The sequence below is a fragment of the Pseudoxanthomonas sp. LjRoot143 genome, from assembly GCF_964252945.1.
In the GTDB taxonomy this organism is placed as follows: domain Bacteria; phylum Pseudomonadota; class Gammaproteobacteria; order Xanthomonadales; family Xanthomonadaceae; genus Pseudoxanthomonas_A.
In genome coordinates this window covers 3,758,840-3,775,869 of the sequence record NZ_CAXUPM020000001.1, presented here as the reverse complement: position 1 = coordinate 3,775,869, position 17,030 = coordinate 3,758,840, and the positions used below count along the sequence as shown (strand labels likewise).

General features: G+C 60.8%; 19 protein-coding genes. 10 read left to right on the top strand and 9 right to left on the bottom strand.

Features of this window, described 5'->3' with window-relative positions; genetic code table 11:
• Position 1 precedes the first annotated feature (1 nt).
• From ACSQ1W_RS18200 to arsH, 3 genes are read left to right on the top strand one after another with little or no spacing between them, the layout of a single operon-like run.
• On the top strand, positions 2-505 hold the full coding sequence (locus tag ACSQ1W_RS18200) for an arsenate reductase ArsC (RefSeq protein WP_192273556.1): 504 nt from the start codon (positions 2-4) through the stop codon (positions 503-505).
• On the top strand, positions 502-1,149 hold the full coding sequence (locus tag ACSQ1W_RS18195; RefSeq protein WP_436045197.1) for an aquaporin: 648 nt from the start codon (positions 502-504) through the stop codon (positions 1,147-1,149). Before ACSQ1W_RS18200 ends, ACSQ1W_RS18195 begins: the two co-directional genes overlap by 4 nt.
• Positions 1,142-1,861 carry an arsenical resistance protein ArsH gene (arsH, locus tag ACSQ1W_RS18190; protein ID WP_436045195.1) on the top strand — a complete coding sequence of 240 codons (720 nt, stop codon included), beginning with the start codon at positions 1,142-1,144 and terminating at the stop codon, positions 1,859-1,861. Before ACSQ1W_RS18195 ends, arsH begins: the two co-directional genes overlap by 8 nt.
• A 118-nt stretch (positions 1,862-1,979) precedes the next feature.
• Here arsH and ACSQ1W_RS18185 read toward each other — a convergent pair whose 3' ends face one another.
• Both ACSQ1W_RS18185 and ACSQ1W_RS18180 read right to left on the bottom strand, forming a co-directional pair.
• Complete coding sequence (locus ACSQ1W_RS18185; RefSeq protein ID WP_436045194.1) at positions 1,980-2,537, bottom strand: cytochrome b; 558 nt, start codon at positions 2,535-2,537, stop codon at positions 1,980-1,982.
• A gap of 11 nt (positions 2,538-2,548) precedes the next feature.
• Entirely contained in the window at positions 2,549-3,217 is a 669-nt protein-coding gene (locus ACSQ1W_RS18180; RefSeq protein WP_436045193.1) for a hypothetical protein, read from the bottom strand.
• A gap of 126 nt (positions 3,218-3,343) precedes the next feature.
• Here ACSQ1W_RS18180 and ACSQ1W_RS18175 point away from each other — a divergent pair, with 126 nt between their 5' ends.
• Complete coding sequence (locus ACSQ1W_RS18175; protein ID WP_436045192.1) at positions 3,344-3,904, top strand: RNA polymerase sigma factor; 561 nt, start codon at positions 3,344-3,346, stop codon at positions 3,902-3,904.
• The gene (locus tag ACSQ1W_RS18170) at positions 3,888-4,946 is read left to right on the top strand and encodes a hypothetical protein (RefSeq protein WP_436045191.1); all 1,059 of its coding nucleotides are present in this window, start codon (positions 3,888-3,890) and stop codon (positions 4,944-4,946) included. Before ACSQ1W_RS18175 ends, ACSQ1W_RS18170 begins: the two co-directional genes overlap by 17 nt.
• Before the next feature lie 485 nt (positions 4,947-5,431).
• Here the strand turns inward: ACSQ1W_RS18170 and ACSQ1W_RS18165 are convergent, their stop codons facing one another.
• From ACSQ1W_RS18165 to ACSQ1W_RS18140, 6 genes are all read right to left on the bottom strand, one after another.
• Entirely contained in the window at positions 5,432-5,845 is a 414-nt protein-coding gene (locus ACSQ1W_RS18165; RefSeq protein WP_436045190.1) for a hypothetical protein, read from the bottom strand.
• 90 nt (positions 5,846-5,935) lie between these two features.
• Complete coding sequence (locus ACSQ1W_RS18160; RefSeq protein WP_436045188.1) at positions 5,936-6,238, bottom strand: hypothetical protein; 303 nt, start codon at positions 6,236-6,238, stop codon at positions 5,936-5,938.
• A 196-nt stretch (positions 6,239-6,434) separates the two neighbouring features.
• Complete coding sequence (locus ACSQ1W_RS18155) at positions 6,435-6,713, bottom strand: BPSL0761 family protein (RefSeq protein ID WP_436046244.1); 279 nt, start codon at positions 6,711-6,713, stop codon at positions 6,435-6,437.
• Positions 6,714-6,813: 100 nt separating this feature from the next.
• Complete coding sequence (locus ACSQ1W_RS18150; protein WP_436045187.1) at positions 6,814-7,671, bottom strand: hypothetical protein; 858 nt, start codon at positions 7,669-7,671, stop codon at positions 6,814-6,816.
• A gap of 116 nt (positions 7,672-7,787) precedes the next feature.
• The gene (locus ACSQ1W_RS18145) at positions 7,788-9,098 is read right to left on the bottom strand and encodes an Arm DNA-binding domain-containing protein (protein WP_436045186.1); all 1,311 of its coding nucleotides are present in this window, start codon (positions 9,096-9,098) and stop codon (positions 7,788-7,790) included.
• Positions 9,091-9,327, bottom strand: coding sequence for a hypothetical protein (locus tag ACSQ1W_RS18140; RefSeq protein ID WP_436045185.1), 237 nt, complete (start codon positions 9,325-9,327; stop codon positions 9,091-9,093). The genes ACSQ1W_RS18145 and ACSQ1W_RS18140 overlap by 8 nt, the downstream gene beginning before the upstream one ends.
• Before the next feature lie 125 nt (positions 9,328-9,452).
• Here ACSQ1W_RS18140 and ACSQ1W_RS18135 point away from each other — a divergent pair, with 125 nt between their 5' ends.
• Positions 9,453-9,704, top strand: coding sequence for a helix-turn-helix domain-containing protein (locus ACSQ1W_RS18135; protein ID WP_436045184.1), 252 nt, complete (start codon positions 9,453-9,455; stop codon positions 9,702-9,704).
• A gap of 78 nt (positions 9,705-9,782) precedes the next feature.
• Here ACSQ1W_RS18135 and ACSQ1W_RS18130 read toward each other — a convergent pair whose 3' ends face one another.
• Positions 9,783-10,256, bottom strand: coding sequence for a very short patch repair endonuclease (locus tag ACSQ1W_RS18130; RefSeq protein ID WP_436045183.1), 474 nt, complete (start codon positions 10,254-10,256; stop codon positions 9,783-9,785).
• Positions 10,257-10,284: 28 nt separating this feature from the next.
• Between ACSQ1W_RS18130 and ACSQ1W_RS18125 the strand changes: the two genes are divergently transcribed.
• Genes ACSQ1W_RS18125 through ACSQ1W_RS18110 form a run of 4 tightly spaced genes read left to right on the top strand, consistent with a single transcriptional unit; the run spans position 10,285 to position 17,023 of the window.
• On the top strand, positions 10,285-11,889 hold the full coding sequence (locus tag ACSQ1W_RS18125; protein ID WP_436045182.1) for a DNA cytosine methyltransferase: 1,605 nt from the start codon (positions 10,285-10,287) through the stop codon (positions 11,887-11,889).
• A 23-nt stretch (positions 11,890-11,912) separates the two neighbouring features.
• Complete coding sequence (locus ACSQ1W_RS18120; RefSeq protein ID WP_436045180.1) at positions 11,913-13,373, top strand: ATP-binding protein; 1,461 nt, start codon at positions 11,913-11,915, stop codon at positions 13,371-13,373.
• Positions 13,366-16,083 (top strand): Z1 domain-containing protein, encoded by a 2,718-nt coding sequence (locus ACSQ1W_RS18115; RefSeq protein ID WP_436045179.1) that lies wholly within the window; start codon positions 13,366-13,368, stop codon positions 16,081-16,083. Before ACSQ1W_RS18120 ends, ACSQ1W_RS18115 begins: the two co-directional genes overlap by 8 nt.
• A complete protein-coding gene (locus tag ACSQ1W_RS18110) occupies positions 16,067-17,023 on the top strand; it encodes a PD-(D/E)XK motif protein (protein ID WP_436045178.1) in 957 nt (318 codons plus the stop codon). The genes ACSQ1W_RS18115 and ACSQ1W_RS18110 overlap by 17 nt, the downstream gene beginning before the upstream one ends.
• Positions 17,024-17,030: the final 7 nt, after the last annotated feature.

Below are 17,030 nucleotides of genomic sequence, written 5' to 3'. Positions count from 1 at the left end.
CATGACCGACAAGAGCTACAACGTACTGTTCCTGTGCACCGGCAACTCCGCGCGCAGCATCATGGCCGAGGCGATCCTCAACGTGCTGGGCCACGGCCGGTTCAAGGCCTATAGCGCTGGCAGTCACCCCAGCGGCCACGTCCAGCCGATGGCGCGGGAGCTTGCCGAGGCCATCGGCTATGACGCCGGGCAGGTGCGCAGCAAGAACTGGGACGAGTTCGCCGTGGAAGGCGCACCTGAGATGGATATCGTCATCACGGTCTGCGACAACGCTGCAGGAGAGGCGTGCCCCGTATGGCTGGGCCATCCTGCACTCGCGCACTGGGGTGTGCCCGACCCGGTAGCCGCCACGGGCGATGAAGAAGACCGTCGTCGAGCCTATACCGCAGCGTTCGCCACACTGCGCCGCCGTATCGAGCTATTGCTATCCCTGCCGCTGCAAAGCCTCGACCGTCTGGCCGCACAGGCAAAGCTGGGCGAAATCGGACGCGTCGGCGCTGAATGATCCGCCAGCGCCTCTTTGCCGAGTTCTTGGCCACGGGCCTGCTTCTGGTGACGGTGGTGGGCTCGGGCATCATGGCCGAGCGTCTTGCGGGCGGAAACGACGTCGTCGCCTTGCTAGCAAATACCCTCGCGACCGTTGGCGGACTCTACGTTCTCATTGAGGTGTTTGGCCCGATCAGTGGTGCGCACATGAATCCCGCAGTCAGCGCCGTGATGGCTGCGCGTGGCGAACTGCCCAAGGCCCTGTTGCCGGCATACATCCTGGTCCAGCTCACGGGCGCGGTGAGCGGTGCTCTCTTAGCGAACGCCATGTTCGATCTTCCGATGCTGGAGTTCTCCGCGAAGGTGCGGACCGGCGCAGGTCAATGGTTGGGCGAGATCGTTGCGACAGCGGGTTTGCTGCTGGTGGTGCTGCGGGCACCCGCATCCCGTGTAGCCATGATGGTGGCTGCGTATATCGGTGCAGCCTACTGGTTCACTTCGTCGACTTCTTTCGCGAATCCTGCTGCAGCCTTCGGTCGCATGTTCAGTGACAGCTTCGCCGGCATTTCGCCTGGCGACGTGCCTGCCTTCGTTGTGGCGCAGGCCATTGGGGCTGCTCTGGGCGCCATGATCCACAAGCTACTTGGAAAGCCTTATGTCTAATCCTGGCGATCTGCCCAACATCTCGGCCGAACTGTTCCATTTGCCCGAGGTTGACCGACTATCCTCGACCCCGCGCGCTATGCACGCCCCGCGTATCCTTCTGCTCTACGGATCGCTGAGGAAGAGGTCATACAGCAAGTTGCTCGCGCTGGAGGCGGCTCGACTACTTCAGGCGATGGGGGCCGAGACCCGGCTCTTCGATCCGACAGGCCTGCCGCTTCCAGATGGAGAGCCCGATACCCATCCAAAGGTCCAAGAACTGCGGCAACTGGTGCAATGGTCGGAGGGCATGGTCTGGAGCTCACCCGAGCGACACGGTTCCATGAGCGGCATCATGAAAGCGCAGATCGATTGGATTCCGTTGTCTCAAGGCTCCGTACGACCAACCCAAGGCAAGACGCTGGCCGTCATGCAGGTCTCCGGCGGTTCGCAGTCCTTCAATGCGGTGAACCAGCTCCGTGTGCTTGGGCGTTGGATGCGCATGATCACGATCCCCAACCAGTCCTCTGTCGCAAAGGCGTTCAACGAGTTCGACGAAGACGGGCGCATGAAGCCCTCCGCTTTCTATGACCGCGTCGTGGACGTCATGGAAGAGCTCATGAAATTCACGCTATTGACCCGGGATGTCTCGCCCTACCTCGTCGATCGCTATAGCGAACGGAAGGAGAGCGCGGAAGAGCTCGCCAAGCGGGTCAGCCTCCGCGCGATCTAGGTAGGGAAGTGGCCTGCCGATCTCTCTGGTCGGCGCCCATGTCCGCTTCTGGCCGGGAGCGGACATTCCACCACGGTGTTAGTGCGTCGAGGATTTGCGAACTTTCTCGCTAGGACTCTCATGATCCGCGTTCTTCCCGCTGAAGCCGCTTGAACCCCATACGTTGGGTGATGAACCCATCACGTCGCGCCCGCTGGCGGAGTACTGCAGCGAGTATGTGGAGGCCTACGAGCCCTAGCAGGATCCAGGCGCCGTAGACGTGCACGTACCAGGCGACGGCGCGGCCGGTTTCATCCTCCGGCGGCACGAACAATGCCGGCACCTCGAATCCTCCGGGCAAACTGCGGTCCGCGCCCATCCATACCCAGATCACGTGCCCACTGACCGGCACCGCCAGCACCAGCAGGTAAAGCACGCCGTGGACCGCCGACCGGGCGCGACGGAGACTGGGCGACTCTCCCGGGTCGGCCGCTGGCGTCGGCATCACGAAGCGCAGGCACAGACGCAGTACCGTCAGTCCCAGGATCATGACGCCGAGCCGGAAATGGAGCGGCAGCAGCGCCTCGGACACCCGCGCGGCGCCATACTCCGCTCCGAAGCCGAGCACGAACTGCAGGGCCAGCATCAGGGCGAGCAGCCAATGCAGCACGCGCAGGATGCAGGGATAGCGGTCCAAGGGCTGCGGTTTCATGGCGCACAACCGGGATAGCCGGGGATGTTCTGGCCCAGCACGATGTCCCGGCGCGCCAGCCATCCGTCCGCGGTCCGCAGTGGCGTCACGATGCCGCCGCCACCGCGCCCCTTGTCCGCCTTGCGTGCGGCAGACGCAGTCAGGTGCGGGTCGTCGCGGAACAGCACGTCGTCGATGTAGTACAGCGCGCAGCCGGGCTCGATGACGTACAGGTGGATGTGCTGCGGCATCGTGCTGCGCGGATAGCTGCCGGGACGGATGGTCAGGAAGGTGTACCTCCCCTCCGCATCGCTCGCGGCCCAGGCGCGCAGTCGTCCATGCTGGCGAATGCCGTCATCGCCTTTGCCGCCTTCGCCCGGGTAGACGCCTTGGCGGTCGGTCTGGTGCGCGTATACGACCACGCCGCGGCGCGGCCTGCCCTGCGCGTCGGTCACGCGTCCGGTCAGGCGCAGGCGCTCGCCGGGTTCGTCATCGGGCGCCAGGCGGACGAGGGCGGGAGGATCGGCGGGCAGCCCGATCAGGGGCACGTCGCAGTCCTCGCAGGGCAACCCGACGACCGGCGTGGCGGCGGCGCCCGGCGCCGAGCACGCGGCGAGCAGCGGCGCGAGGAGCACGCGCGCAACACGGGCAGCGAAGGGGCGAAACGAGGGCGTGGGGTGGGGCATGGGCGGTCTCCGGAGGGTCCACAAGGGAAGAGCCGGCGTCGCCACGCTGCGTTAACCGCGTCCGGCGTGTTAACACTTCCGCTCGAACTGCCCTCTACTTCCAGGCCACCCCGGACCCCATGGGCCATGAAGGCCACGATCGATCCCGCTGACATCGCCAGGCAGGTGCAGGACGCGCGACGTGGATCGCAGCCGGCGTTCGCGTGGCTCTACCGCAGCTTCGCGCCGCTGGTGCATGCCATCCACCTGGGCGTGACGTCGCGCGCGCGAGCAGAAGAGCTGACGCAGGAAACTTTCGTCATCGCGTTCGAGCGATTGGCGCAGTTGCGCGAGCCTGCGTCCTTCGGCCCGTGGATCGCGATGATCGCCCGCAGGAGGCGCCCGGTTTCAATGGTCGAGGAACGGGACCTCGCAGAAGTCGACGATCACGCGTGGCGTGGCGCGGGTCCCGATGCGGCCGCCCAAGCCAGCGAAGCGCTGCGTGCGATCCGGCGCTTGCCCGAAGCCTACCGCGAGACCCTGATGCTGCGCCTGGTCGAAGGCCTGAGCGGTCCGGAGATCGCGAACCTGACCGGACTGACACCGGAGTCGGTCCGCGTGAACCTTCATCGCGGCATGGCCCGGCTGCGCGATGCGCTGGGCATCGTCACGCAGCACGAGGAGAAGGGTGATGATCGAACGACCTGATCCGCTGTGGGATCCGCAGCAACCCGGCGACGAGACGCTGGCGCATCTCGCGTCATTGCTGGGCCGGTACCGGCATGTTCCGGCCCCCGAGCGGGTGTGGTCGACAGAGCCGCCGGCCGTTCCGCGCACGCGCGCGCGGCGCGCCTTGTTTGCCGCCGCCGTCGCGCTTGCGGCGTGCCTGGCCGGCGTCGCCGTCTGGGTGCCTTGGCGCCTGCACTGGGAGGAGCGCCGGGAATGGGCCGTCGATGCCGACGCCAGTCCGGCGCCGGCCTCGCTGGCCGTCGGCGGCACGCTGACGACCCGTGCCGGAGAGTCGGCCACCGTCCGGGTGGCGCGCATCGGCCGCATGGACATGCTGCCGGGAACGCGGATCCGGCTGCTGGATACGCGTGGTGGCCATCATCGTGTGGAACTGCTGGAGGGGCGCGTGCGTGCGCGCATCTGGGCGCCTCCCGGCTACTTCGCCGTCGCGGCGGGCACCAGCGAAACCGTCGACCTGGGCTGCGAATTCGAGATGAGCCGAAACCTGCGGGGTGAGGGGACGATCCACGTAACCAACGGCTGGATCATGCATCGCGTCAACGGACAGGAGACGCTGGTGCCGGCGGGATCGGGCCTCGACTTCGATGCGACGCGCAGTGGCATCCCCCTCGCGACCACTTCGAGCGCCGCGTTCCGCGCGGCCGTCCGCCATCTCGATCTGGCGATGGCGGAAGAAGGACACCCGTCCGGCGCCGAGGAGGCTGTCGTCCGCGAGGCGACGACAGCGGACAGCTTCGCCCTGCTTAGTCTGCTGACACGTTATCCAGCACTGGCCAACGGGCCGGTCTATTCGAAGCTGGCGGCGCTGCTCGGCGTGCCGATGGATGCCAAGCACCAAGAGGCGTGGTCACGTGGCAGCATGCATGCGATGAATCTGTGGTGGGAGCGCATTCCGCGCCCTCCCAAGGCATGGTGGCTCAACTGGCGGGACGCATTCCCCTGGACGGAGTCTACGAATCAGAAAGCCGCCGTATCGGTTACCAAAGGGGAGACTCCATGACGGAGATCGTCTGGGGATCTGTCGTACTTTTCTGGATGTGGAGCGCGCGCAACATGACGCGCTTTAGCCGCCTACAAGCCGCCCTAAGATCGAGCCGTGTCAAGGGGATAGCCCACCATGCGCTGGTGACAAGCTAACAACGCGGCAAAGGCTAAATATTCAGCCTGGTAATTGCCAATCTCTGCTTCGGATGCGTGGGCAGCAGCCCCATCTCCTATATATGTTCGATCAAGAGCCGTTTGCTAGATTTTTTGCATTTCCGCCGGAGCTTGCAATCGACGACCTACAGTACTTGGAGCGAAAGAAAGTAGGCGAAGGAAAGGGCACCTAACAGTACATTCAAGCCGAACTTGTCCGCCGGCGCGGCCAAATCAGCCCAATCTAGGCGTTGGTCGATGTCCGCTTCTGGCCGGAAAGTGGAAATTCTCGCGAAAGCGGAAACCAAGACAAAGCTGCTACCAGCTCGGCGCGTGCAGGCTGTGTCGTCACCAGATCGTAGAGGGGTCTTGCAGGAACTCTGCTCGCGCTACTTCGAGTACCTTCTGCGGATCTTTGACCAGCACTTCCATGGGCCGCGCTCCGTCGAGAAGAAGATGTGGGGACATGTACCACTCCACTATGCTCCACGTGTTCTTCCAGACCTGGCTGTAGTAGGTATCGTAGACAGCCAGCAGGTCCTGTACTTCTTTGATCAGCGATCCATCTTCGAACTGAAAGTCTGGGTAGAGCCAATCATTAGCAGGTCGATGCCAGACCGCAAGCAATCGCCGCTCTTTTCGCCAGGCCGTCAGCATCGTTGAATCAATGTCAAGAACAGCCTGTGCCGTCTGGCTCGACAAGTACTTCTGCGCCAGCGCCGCGCGATATGTCGCTGCCATGGCTTCCAAACTATCACCCATCGGAATAGCTACCCAACGCTAGGCACATCAGGACGAATGAACCTTGATCGCAGTCATATTGAAAAGACGCCAAGACCGGCTTACCCATATTTAGCCGGTTGCTCCAGCCGCTAGGGCCAGCACGTAGCCATGAACCGAGGCGGTCTTTCCCTGAGACACGTAGTGCTCGGCGGTTGCGCCTCCCAGCTCGATCAATGGAGCGTGGCGGAACCAGGTAACTGCGCGCTCGATGTCCAAGTCGCCGACTTCGACAAGTGCGGATATGACGCTCGCGGCGTTGCGCATGTAGTCCTGCAATAGCTCCGACTCCGGAGCATGCGAGATGAGCTCTGGCGGGACGTGTGCCAGATCAGCCAGCGTCTCCAAGTCAATGCGGAACTGTGCGGCGAACATCCTCGGGGAAAGGGTTCCGTTTTCACATATTCCCTGTAGGAAGCAACTTGATGGCTTCTGTTGAGCGAATGTCATGACCTGTATGCCCTTGATGGAACTATCCGGTACTGCTTCTCGAATTGCAGGAGTGTTCGATATGTCCTGTCGTCGGCTCAGCTCGGTGACCGTGCCCCTGAATGGTTGCCAATGTTTCAATCTATGGGCCGTCAGGCCAACTGAGTCTTGTGGAATGCCTTAGTGGCTCGAAGTCCCAGTCACTCTGTTCGGGAAGTGCTTTTTCCGGTGAGGCCAGCTGAATACTGAGAACAGACTCGCGAATCGACTCTGCCAGCCAGGCGACGTCTTCCACAGTAGGGAAATGCCTCGCGATTGTTGCGGCCTTTCGCCTGACGGGCGTAGGAAGTGCTTCGTCACGCGCAATGTCGACAAGGAAGCTCCCTGCCCACAACAGGGCTCGGGTCCGTTCATCTGGCATGGTCATGAGGTGGCCTCGAAATAGTCGGGTTAGAGGATGGCTGCAGCGGATATCAGGTAGTGAGACCGCGACTGCGCCCATATCGGGCGGAACGCTGGTGTCAGGTAGACCCGGAAGTTCGACGGCGCCGGAAGGCGTCCAAGGAAACCAGGTTGCTGGTGCCGCTAGCTTCCTGTCCGTCCAATCCTCCCCAATGAGCATCAAGCCAGCTCATGTCAGCGAGGTGATCGACATGCTCCAGGGTGGACAATGCCAGCGGGCTGAGGGAGAGGCGATACTCGTGCTCCATCAGTTCCCTCAGCACGTCCGCATCCTCAGGGTACCCTTGGGCAAGATGCGACATGGATCCATCGATCTGCTGAAGCAGATGCAAGGCATGTTCGCCATCTGACCACTGCTCCCGTGGCCAAGCCTGTCCGGCGTTTCGGAGCAGGGCGAACGTCATGCCCACCGCGCGCTGGAAAGGCGACAATCCAACTCCCCACTGCACCAGTTCGGCATTCGTGATGGCCTTCTGCGCTAGGGAGCAGGCCTTGCCGTCGACCTCGATCGTCGCGTTCCAGTAGTTGTAGAACAGCGGGCGCAGGGCGAAGACGTCCTGGAGCAGCTGCCGCATACCGGGGTGGCGGATCTGATCCACCAACTCGCGAAAGCGAGCGACCAGTTTCTCGGTGCCTGTGACCTCGGGGATCAGGTCGATGACCTGCAAGGCCGGCTGCCACTGGATGCGATCAATGACCGAGGTCAGTCCCACGGGATAGCCAAGGGGGTGGATGCTCACGGTGGCAGTCAGTACGGAGTCCGTGTTGGCTGCATCGAAGTGATGCCAGGTCCACGCGGCGAGCTCGCCGTCAGGATGGAGCACGCGTACCGACTGGAGGCCATCGCCACTGATCAGGCCAGGTTCGAGAACGGCATCGAAGGTGACGGGCTCGGTGATGAGGGGATGCTTGTTCATGGGTCTTCCTTGGATGAGTTGCCGTGGAGTGGGTTTTGAGACACAGGAGGGCTTGGCTCGTCGCGAGTGCGTCAAGCGGATGCTGTTGGGCCGTCAGGGGTTGCTCGGCGCGGCCGTTACTGCTGCTGCAGTTGAGCGACCAAGGCTTCGAGCTGTTTGCGCGTCAGCACAGCCAAAGGAGTGGTCGTGCCCTGCGGGGCATCCTTCGTCCGGGCAGTGCTACTGGTCGGCATGGAGGAGGCGGTGACCAGCCCCGTGAAGGCCTTGCCGTCGTTGCGGGTCAGGTTCGGCACGTAGCGCGAGTAGACCCGGAACAACATTTCCGTATTGGCATGGCCCAAGGTCCGGGCCACCCACTCCGGATTCTCGCCCGAGGCCAGCATCAGCGTGGCTGCCGTGTGGCGGGTCTGGTAGGGCCTGCGGGGCGCCAAGCCCAGATGGCGGAGCAGGGGATGCCAGACCCGGTTGGTGAAGTTGACCAGGTTGATCGGATCACCGTTGCGCTGTGCAAAGACCCAGCGGCAATCCTCGGAAACCAGTTTCCGCTGTTCAAGCAGGGCCGTGCGCACCAAGGGAACCATGGGGATATCCCTCATCGAGCCATCGGTCTTGGTGTTCTCCAACTTCCCTTTGACGATCGACTGGCGGACCAGGATCAGATCCTGCTCAAAGTCGATGTGCTTCCACTCCAGCGCATTGATCTCGCCTGTCCGCATCCCGGTGAAGAAGCGGGTCGCCAAGTACGGATGCCAGTCTTTGCGGACGGTGCCGAGCGCACGGTGCACCTCATCCAGCGAAAGCGGCTGGATGTCGAGCTTGGGCAGGCGCAGCGGCTTGATGTTCCGGAACGGGGTGAGGAACTCGTAACGCTCGGAAGCCTCGGCCATCAACATGCGCAAAGGCGTCATGATGTGATTGATCCTCGAGGGAGACAGGGCACCACGACCTTTGCCGGTTTGCTTGCCCAACTCGGCCCGAAAAGCCAGCAAGTCTGCCCTCGTAATTTCAGCCAGCGGCCTCTCACCCAGCTTGGGAAGGATGTGCTGATGCAGGGTCCCTTCAACCGTGTCGGCATGGGTTTGGCGCCAGCGCGGCAGGTTCTCTTGGTACCAGGTCCCGGCGAACTGCCCCAGCGTCGGTGTGGAGGAGCCACTTGGCGGCGAGGCGTGGCTGCTTGTCGACACCACCGTAGGAATGGCTTCCGTGTCGCCGTCAAACTGGGCGGCGCGAGGACTGTCTGGGAAGAACGCCCTGTAATCGAACGTTCCTTTGGCCATCTCGCGCTTGATGCGGTTCGCCAACGTCTCCAAGGTCCGCCGGTTTGGGGCGGTGTCCTTCAGGGCCGTCTGCTCCTTACATCGTTTGCCGCGGAACGAGAAGTCCAGGTAGAGGCAGTTGGTCTCGGGGCGCGCGCGAACCTTAGCCATGCGCAACTCCGCCGTTGGCCATCGGAATCAACGGGACATGCGCTGAGGAGGCGGTATGGATGTCGCGCTCGATGGCTTCCCAGAGGAAAAGCAGCTTCCGCCCACCGAACGGGCGGACGTAGTGGACTCCCTCCAGCAGGACGCTGTCCTTAAGACGATTGCGGATCGTTCGGACGTCGTAATGGATCCGTTCGGACAGCTGTTCGGTGGTAAGGTACGTGGCGCTCATCGGCATTCTCCTATGCGAGTGTTGGTGATCATGCGATCATTTAAATGATCTCACGATGACAATACTAGCTATCGGATGACGAAATACAAGATCGTTTGATAGTTTTAACTATCGGTATTCATGCAATGTTAAGATTTAAGGTGCGGGAGCGGATTGCGGATCTCGAGTTCCGGGGGAGGAAGCGCATCCAGCTTCAGGAAATCGCGGCAGCGACAGGACTTAACCGGATGACCCTTTCCAAACTGGTCAACCATCACGGTGCCAATGTCCAGACGGACGTATTGGACAAGCTCTGTAGCTACTTCGGCTGCCGGGTGGAGGATCTGGTGGAGCATGTGCCTGATGCACAGGCTGCCGAGCCGGAAATCATCCGGTGAGATCTATAAGGCCCAGAGTCCGTGTTGCCCAAGGTGGAGGCGACGGACAACACAGATGACCAAGGGAAATGTTTCCGCTCAGGGGATGGCGGATTCAAGTGCGCGATGCCGAATGGCAGCTCCAGCGCCTTCGATCTGTATGCCCTCAACGCCATGGCGCACCCAAGTTGCCAGCGCTTGTCCCGCGGCCACCGAGTCGGCTCTGACCGCGCATTCCCAAACGATCGCAACGCGCCAGCCGGCCCCAGCCAGCGATGAGATGGCGCGTTCATCCCTCTCCCGGTTGCGGCGCAGCTTTTCTTCCCAGAATTCCGCTCGCGTCTTGGGAAGGCGGAAGAAGGGGCATCCGGCGTGGCTGTGCCAAAAGCATCCATGAACGAATACCACGGCATTCCAGCGTTTAAGGACCATGTCGGGCCGACCCGGCATACGGCAGGGGTGAAGCCGGTACCGGAGCCCTGCCTCCCAGAGGTACTTACGCATGAGCATTTCGGGGCCGGTGTCCTTGCCCCTGATGCGTGACATCAATGCAGAGCGCTTGTCGGCGCTCATCACATCAACCATTTTGAAGAATCCAGTCTTGTCCGCAGCACATAAGAAGAACCAAAGCAGGATAGGGGTCATCGACATCTTTGCCGGCCCGGGCGGGCTGGGCGAAGGGTTCAGCAGCTTCGAGGCGCGTGAGGGCTCCCGGATCCATCCTTTCGAGCTCGCCGTCTCTGTTGAGAAAGAAAGGTCGGCCCATGCGACTCTCCGCCTGCGGGCCTTCTACAGGCTACTACTCAGGGAGGAGGGGCAGGTACCCCAGGCTTATTGGGATTTCCTGAGTACAGCTCCCTACTTGAAGCCCTCAGAGGTCAGGGACCATTTCGGCCGTGGACCCTGGAGCGGCCTGTGGGAGGAAGCTGAGGCCGAAGCTCTGCATCTGGAGCTCAAGAAGAACATGGCGGATAACCAGCCGCTGTTCGATAGACTTGACGCCGTTCGAGGTCGCTACGACGAGATGATCTTGATCGGTGGCCCTCCGTGCCAAGCCTTCTCTCTAGTCGGACGGGCACGTCAGAGCAAAGTGGTGGATTTCGCACTCAAGGGGGATCCGCGGCACTTCCTGTACAAGCAATACCTCGCGATTCTCGCGAGGTACCGGCCGGCCGTTTTCATCATGGAGAACGTCAAGGGCATCTTGTCATCAAAGGTCGGAAGCCAAGAAATGTTCCAGTCCATCCAGCAGGACTTGGCCAATCCTTCGGGTGCTCTGGGCAAGTCCGGTGGGGAAGCAGACGACTCGTCTCGTTACGTTCTGCTTCCGATCCATGTGCCGCCGGGAACAGCGCGCACACAAGCGGTTGTCACTGACAACCCTGAAGCTTTTCTCCTGCGCAGTGAGGAGCATGGCCTGCCGCAAGCCCGACACCGGGTCATCATCATGGGAGTACGAGAAGATTGTATGTGGCCCGGTGTTGCCGCGATTTCAGGGCTGGACACAACACCCGCAGCGACCATCGAAGAAGCTCTATCCGGTCTTCCGCGACTCCGAAGTGGGTTGAGCAGACGCGCCGATGATGCTGGAGAGTGGTTCGATGCAATGGAGCGCGAGAGGCGCAAGGTCATCAAGGCTGTTCGCAGGAGGCTTCCCGAAGTCGCGGAAGCGCTGGCCAACTTGATTCCTGCCCTAGACCTTCCCAGAAACTCGAACAAGTACGCGCCCGGGCGGACGAGTGCACTGGGGGCAACGCTTCGCGGATCCAACCCAGGAATCGTCTTCAACCATGAGGCTAGGGGTCATATGGAGAGTGACTTGGGGCGCTACCTCTTCTGTGCGGCGTTTACGCAGGAGTATGGACGTTCTCCGACCAGCGCAGATTTCCCGGAAGAGCTTGCGCCAGACCATGAGAACTGGGACACGGGTGCCTTCGCCGACCGTTTTCGGGTCCAAAGACGCGGCCTACCCTCAAGCACCATAACGAGCCATCTGTCCAAGGACGGCAACGCATTCATACACTGGGACGCTACCCAGTGCCGCTGCCTCACAGTTCGTGAGGCGGCGCGCCTGCAGACGTTCCCCGACGATTATTATTTCGTTGGACCCCCGACTGACCAGCGTGTCCAAGTCGGAAATGCGGTTCCTCCGGCATTGGCCCGTCAGATCGCGAAAGTGGTGTATGGAGTGCTTAGGGGCAAATAGAATCAATTGTTGATGGGGGGGGGATGAATCAGGTCCAGACGCTCGAAGTCATTCCGGATCCGGTGTCGCTGATCGAGTCGATGCGAGCCGTCGGTTATACGGTGGAGGCTGCTGTGGCCGACATCGTGGATAACAGCCTTTCTGCAGAAGCCCGTACAGTGCATGTGCAGTACGACGCTGCCGCGGGAAACCCCTTTCTAGCCATTCTTGATGATGGCAGCGGAATGGCTCCGGATGAGCTGACCCATGCCATGAGGCATGGCAGCTCCAATCCGACGGATCAGCGCGGACCTACGGACTTGGGGCGGTTCGGCTTGGGGCTCAAGACGGCGTCGCTTTCGCAGTGTCGAAAGCTGACAGTGGTCGGCAGCAAAAACGGAGTCCTCAGTGCGAGGTGCTGGGATATCGATCTGGTCCGGGAGTCCGGACGTTGGCTGGTCGTTGTTCCGGACCAAGCCGCCACTGAAGCCTTGCCTTTGATCAAGCGATTGAAGGCGCAGGCCTCGGGCACCTTGGTGGTCTGGCAGGACTTGGACAGGCTGACCGCAGGCGCCAAGGATGTGCAGGCGGAGATGACCGCCCGGATGGAGCCGCTACTTGAGCACTTGGCGCTGGTATTTCACAGGTTCGCGCAGAAGGAGGGTTCTCACCCCCCGGTCCAGATCACAGTGAATGGTCTTTCATTGCCCCTTAGGGATCCGTTCCTGTCTTCCAACCAGTTCCGTCAGGAGCTGGAGGGACAGACGATCCGCCACGAAAGGGGTTTGGTTGAAGTGCGTCCATTCGTCCTTCCACCGATCAGTCGACTGACAGAAGAGGAGATCCAAACCGCCGGTGGTCGTGATGGCCTTCGTGGGACGCAAGGCTTCTACATCTATCGGGCGCGACGCTTGGTCATCTGGGGAACATGGTTTCGTCTGGTTCCGAAGCATGAGGCCTACAAGCTCACACGCGTCAGGGTCGACATTCCCAACTCGTTCGACGAGCTCTGGGCGTTGGACATCAAGAAGTCTGCGGCATATCCCCCCGACGCGATCCGTAGTCGGTTGAAGCAGCTGATTCCCCACTTTGCCAACAGGAGCAGGGCTACAATCGTCTATCCAGGCCGCAAGAGCTCGCGCAACGATGCGATCGTGCCTCTCTGGGAGCGGCTTGAACCCAAGCACGGCAGCTTCAGCTACCAAGTGAACGTGGATCATCCTCTGGTTGCAAGGCTCAGTGAGTCACTCAATGCCGATCAGCAGCGGCATTTGCAGACGATCCTCGAATACCTGGCGTCATCTCTCCCGTACGACCAGATCTACGCCGATATGTGTGGTGACAAGCCACGGGATCCAGATTACGACCTGGACCGCCTGGAAGAGATTGCTCGGAGCCTACTTCAGCTGACGGATCTCGAGCTTTCAGCAGTCCTGAAGATCGACCCCCTTGCCCGCTTCCCGGCTCTGCACGGGGCCCTTACTAAGAGACTCAACGATGTCTGATCCGTTTCTTACCGCCATGGGAATCATCGGCAAGCAGGAGCTGACGGACGAGCTGCTCCAACGGACGATGGGAGTCTTGTCTTCGATCTTCGGAGGTATGGATCTGGAGCCGACGCGGCGCCGACTGGAGGCGATGGTCGGTGTCAGCATGAGCGCCGGTGAAGGGCTGACAAGTGGTGAGGTCGAGCCCTGGCTTGACGACGCCAAGGCGAAGATCAAATGGACTTACTGGGACTCCTATGTCAGTCAGCTGCAGTCGCAAGGGTTCTCGGGGCCGGTGCTCCGAACCATCGATGAAGACACCGACAACGTCCTGAGGGAGTGTGGGAACCCTGGAGACTCGGAGAGCTGGCGGACCCAGGGCCTTGTGATGGGTGACGTGCAGTCTGGCAAGACCGCGAACTACTGCGGCTTGATCAGTAAGGCTGCAGATGCCGGATACAAGGTGATTGTCCTTCTCACTGGAATGATCGAGGAGCTCAGATCTCAAACCCAAGAGCGCATGGATGAAGGGTTTGTTGGAAGAGACAGCAGCGAACTCATCGACGGAATCCAGGGTCGCTTGGTTGGCGCGGGGCGGTTCCGCGACAACGTCCCCAATGTACTCACTTCTGTTGAATCGGACTTCCTCACCGCAAATCAACGCGCGCTGCGCGGGATCCCGCTCCAGAACCTGGGCGAGCCGCTGCTGCTGGTCCTCAAGAAGAACACCACGCCTTTGGGGCGACTGATCAAGTACCTCAAAAGCCAGCGCGGGCAAGGGCAGCTGGATATCCCCCTTTTTATTGTGGATGACGAGTCAGACAACGCTTCGGTCAACTCCAGGAAGCCGGAAGAGGATCCAGCCAAGATCAACGCCCTGATCCGCGAGCTCTTGGGGCAGTTCCGAAGAGCGGCCTACGTTGGCTATACGGCGACGCCGTTTGCGAACGTGTTCATCAACCCCGACCCAACCAAGAAAGATATTTTCCCGAGCAACTTCATCTACAGCCTTAAGGCGCCGAGTACCTACATCGGCGCGCACTCGATCTTCCTTGAGGACGGCCAGTACCACGAGCAACTGATCGACATCACGGACGCCGGAAAGTACTTCCCGCCTAAGCACAAGAAGACCCACCCGGTCGAAGAAATTCCACCGTCCCTTGAGGACGCCATCGGCGTGTTCCTTCTGTCCTGCGCGATTCGGGATCTTCGTGAAGAGCAGCTCCGGCACCGATCCATGCTGGTCAATGTCACTCGCTTCACGGATGTGCAGTTCCGTCTGGCGGATGTGATCAGGGGCTACCTGTTCCATCTTGTGAATGAAATCAAGCAGTACTTAGCGGATGACGACTTGTGGTCCGGGCACTCACCGCTGAAGCGGCTGCATGAGTTGTTTGAAGAGCACTACGCCAAGAACGGTATGCCGTGGGTTGAGGTACGAAAGAAGCTGTATGAATCCGTTGCGTCGGTGAAGGTTCTGACCATCAACCAAGAGACCGAGGCAGAAGACAAGCTCAACTATCGACAGTACCGAGGGACTGAAAAAGGCCGTCGAGTGATTGCGATCGGTGGACTCACCTTGTCCCGAGGGCTGACCCTTGAGGGCCTCTGTGTCAGCTACTTTTTCCGGGACTCCAAGGCATACGATACGCTTCTTCAGATGGGGCGCTGGTTTGGCTACCGGCCCGGCTACGAAGACCTCTTCAGGGTCTGGATGACGGAGGACGCGCAGGACTGGTTCGCGCATATCGCGGAGGTGGTGAGCGAACTACGGACCGATATCCGTCACATGCATCTCAATCGGCTTCCGCCGAGCAGGTTTGGCATCCGCGTCAGGTCACACAAGGATCTTCTGCTCGTGACCGCGCAGAGCAAGATGCGGAACTCCGAAGAAGTGGAGATCGAAGCTTCCTTCGCCCGTCGCGGGATCGAGACGGCTTCGCTTCCCAAAGATCCGGAGGTCAACAAGAAGAACGTCGCAGTGACAGCCGAGTTCCTGCGCTCCTTGGGGCGAGCCGAGTTGCTGGGGACCCGCTACATCTGGAAGGAGGTGGCCGCAAGCCAAGTGGCCCGAGTTCTGAATGATCTTGAGATCCCGCCCGTCAATCAGGCTTTCATGCCTGACGGAAAGACGAAGGAAATGCCGATGGTGACGTTCATTGCGGAGACTGAAGTTCCAAGTCTCCGCGAATGGGATGTGTGCGTCGCCCAAGGAGAAGGGCCAGCGGCAGCCGGCGTGACCGTCTTCGGCCCGGATGGGGAGGAGTTGTCCGTAAAAAAGCGGCAGCGACAGTTTGAAAGATCGCGTTCCAAGGATGTTCCCTATCTGAAGATCAACAAGCAGCGCGTCGGGGATATCAGTGATGAGATGGTTGGTCTGACGAAGACGGAGATCGGCGAAGCAGAGGAGAAATGGCGCAGTAAGGCGCCGGAGGAGCGGGCAGACAGGCGCGCTCCTGGTGAGGCATATCGGTATGTGCGCAAGCGGCCGCTTCTTACGATCCACTTGATTGAACCTACTGACGCGAGCGAGGACGCGAAGGGTGCATCCCGAATTATGCCCGCAAAGGAAGTTCGGACGGACCTTCTTGTCGCGATCAGTCTGTCATTCCCGGAATTTGAGGAGACGAGTACGTCGTCGGTGAAGTACAGGCTAAACAAGGTCTACCTAAAGAACGTTGGCCTTCTTGCGGAAGAAGAGAGCGACCCAGATGAACACTTCGATTGAGAGGGCATGGGATTCAGCCATCGAGAAGGCACGTGCAGCGCCTCCCAAGGTTGATTCCTATATCTTCTTCCTTCTGGATGATCTTGCCGCCAAGAAGGTGTACGGTGGTGTAGACGCCGAGAACAACGTCGTTCTAGCGATCGAAGTAAGCACCAAGCCTGCAGCGGCGGTCTTAAAGTCCGCCGCGCTCGACTACTTCAGGCTCAGGAGGGAAGGCTTCGACACTTGGCTGATGGTCCTGCGCTTGCGTAGGCCCGAGCTCTCCCCAGTCTTCGGTCGGTTGTGCCATGACCTGATAGACGAGATCCAGAACACGGATGACGAGGATAAACTCATCCGATTCGTCCACCGGCGCTTGGCCTTGTGGCAGCGACTGTTCGATCAAAGCGGAGCGGGGCTTCTGGAGTCCCATCAAGTCATGGGACTTCTAGCGGAACTGCTCTACATGGATTCGGTGCTCTCCGGGGGACAGCGAAGTGCGTTGGAGGTCGCGTCAGCTTGGGTGGGGCCCTCTGGGGCCGACCAAGACTTCCGGTTCTCCGCTGAGGCCGTAGAGGTGAAGGCGATTGGTCCGGGGGCAAGAGGAGTCACCATCAGTTCCCTGCGCCAGCTGGATGGTGTCCTTCCTGTTTCGCTGAGCGTATGGACCATGCGGCCTGCTTCGAGTGAAGAGAAGGGCGCCTTCACCTTGAACGCGTTGACGACAAGTCTCGAGCAACGTTTCGCTTCTGACCCGGTCGCGCTCGCCTCCTTCCGCGAGTCTCTTCTCGAAGTCGGCTACTTCGAGCATCCGCACTACGACGAGTTGGCTTTCGAGCCCTTGCTGACAGAGCAATTCACGGTCGATGGCAAGTTTCCCCGGTTGACCATTGCGAGCGTTCCTGTGGGCATTACGTCCGCGACGTACGTGCTGTCACTCGATTCCTTGAGGTCGAAATAGCGAAGGT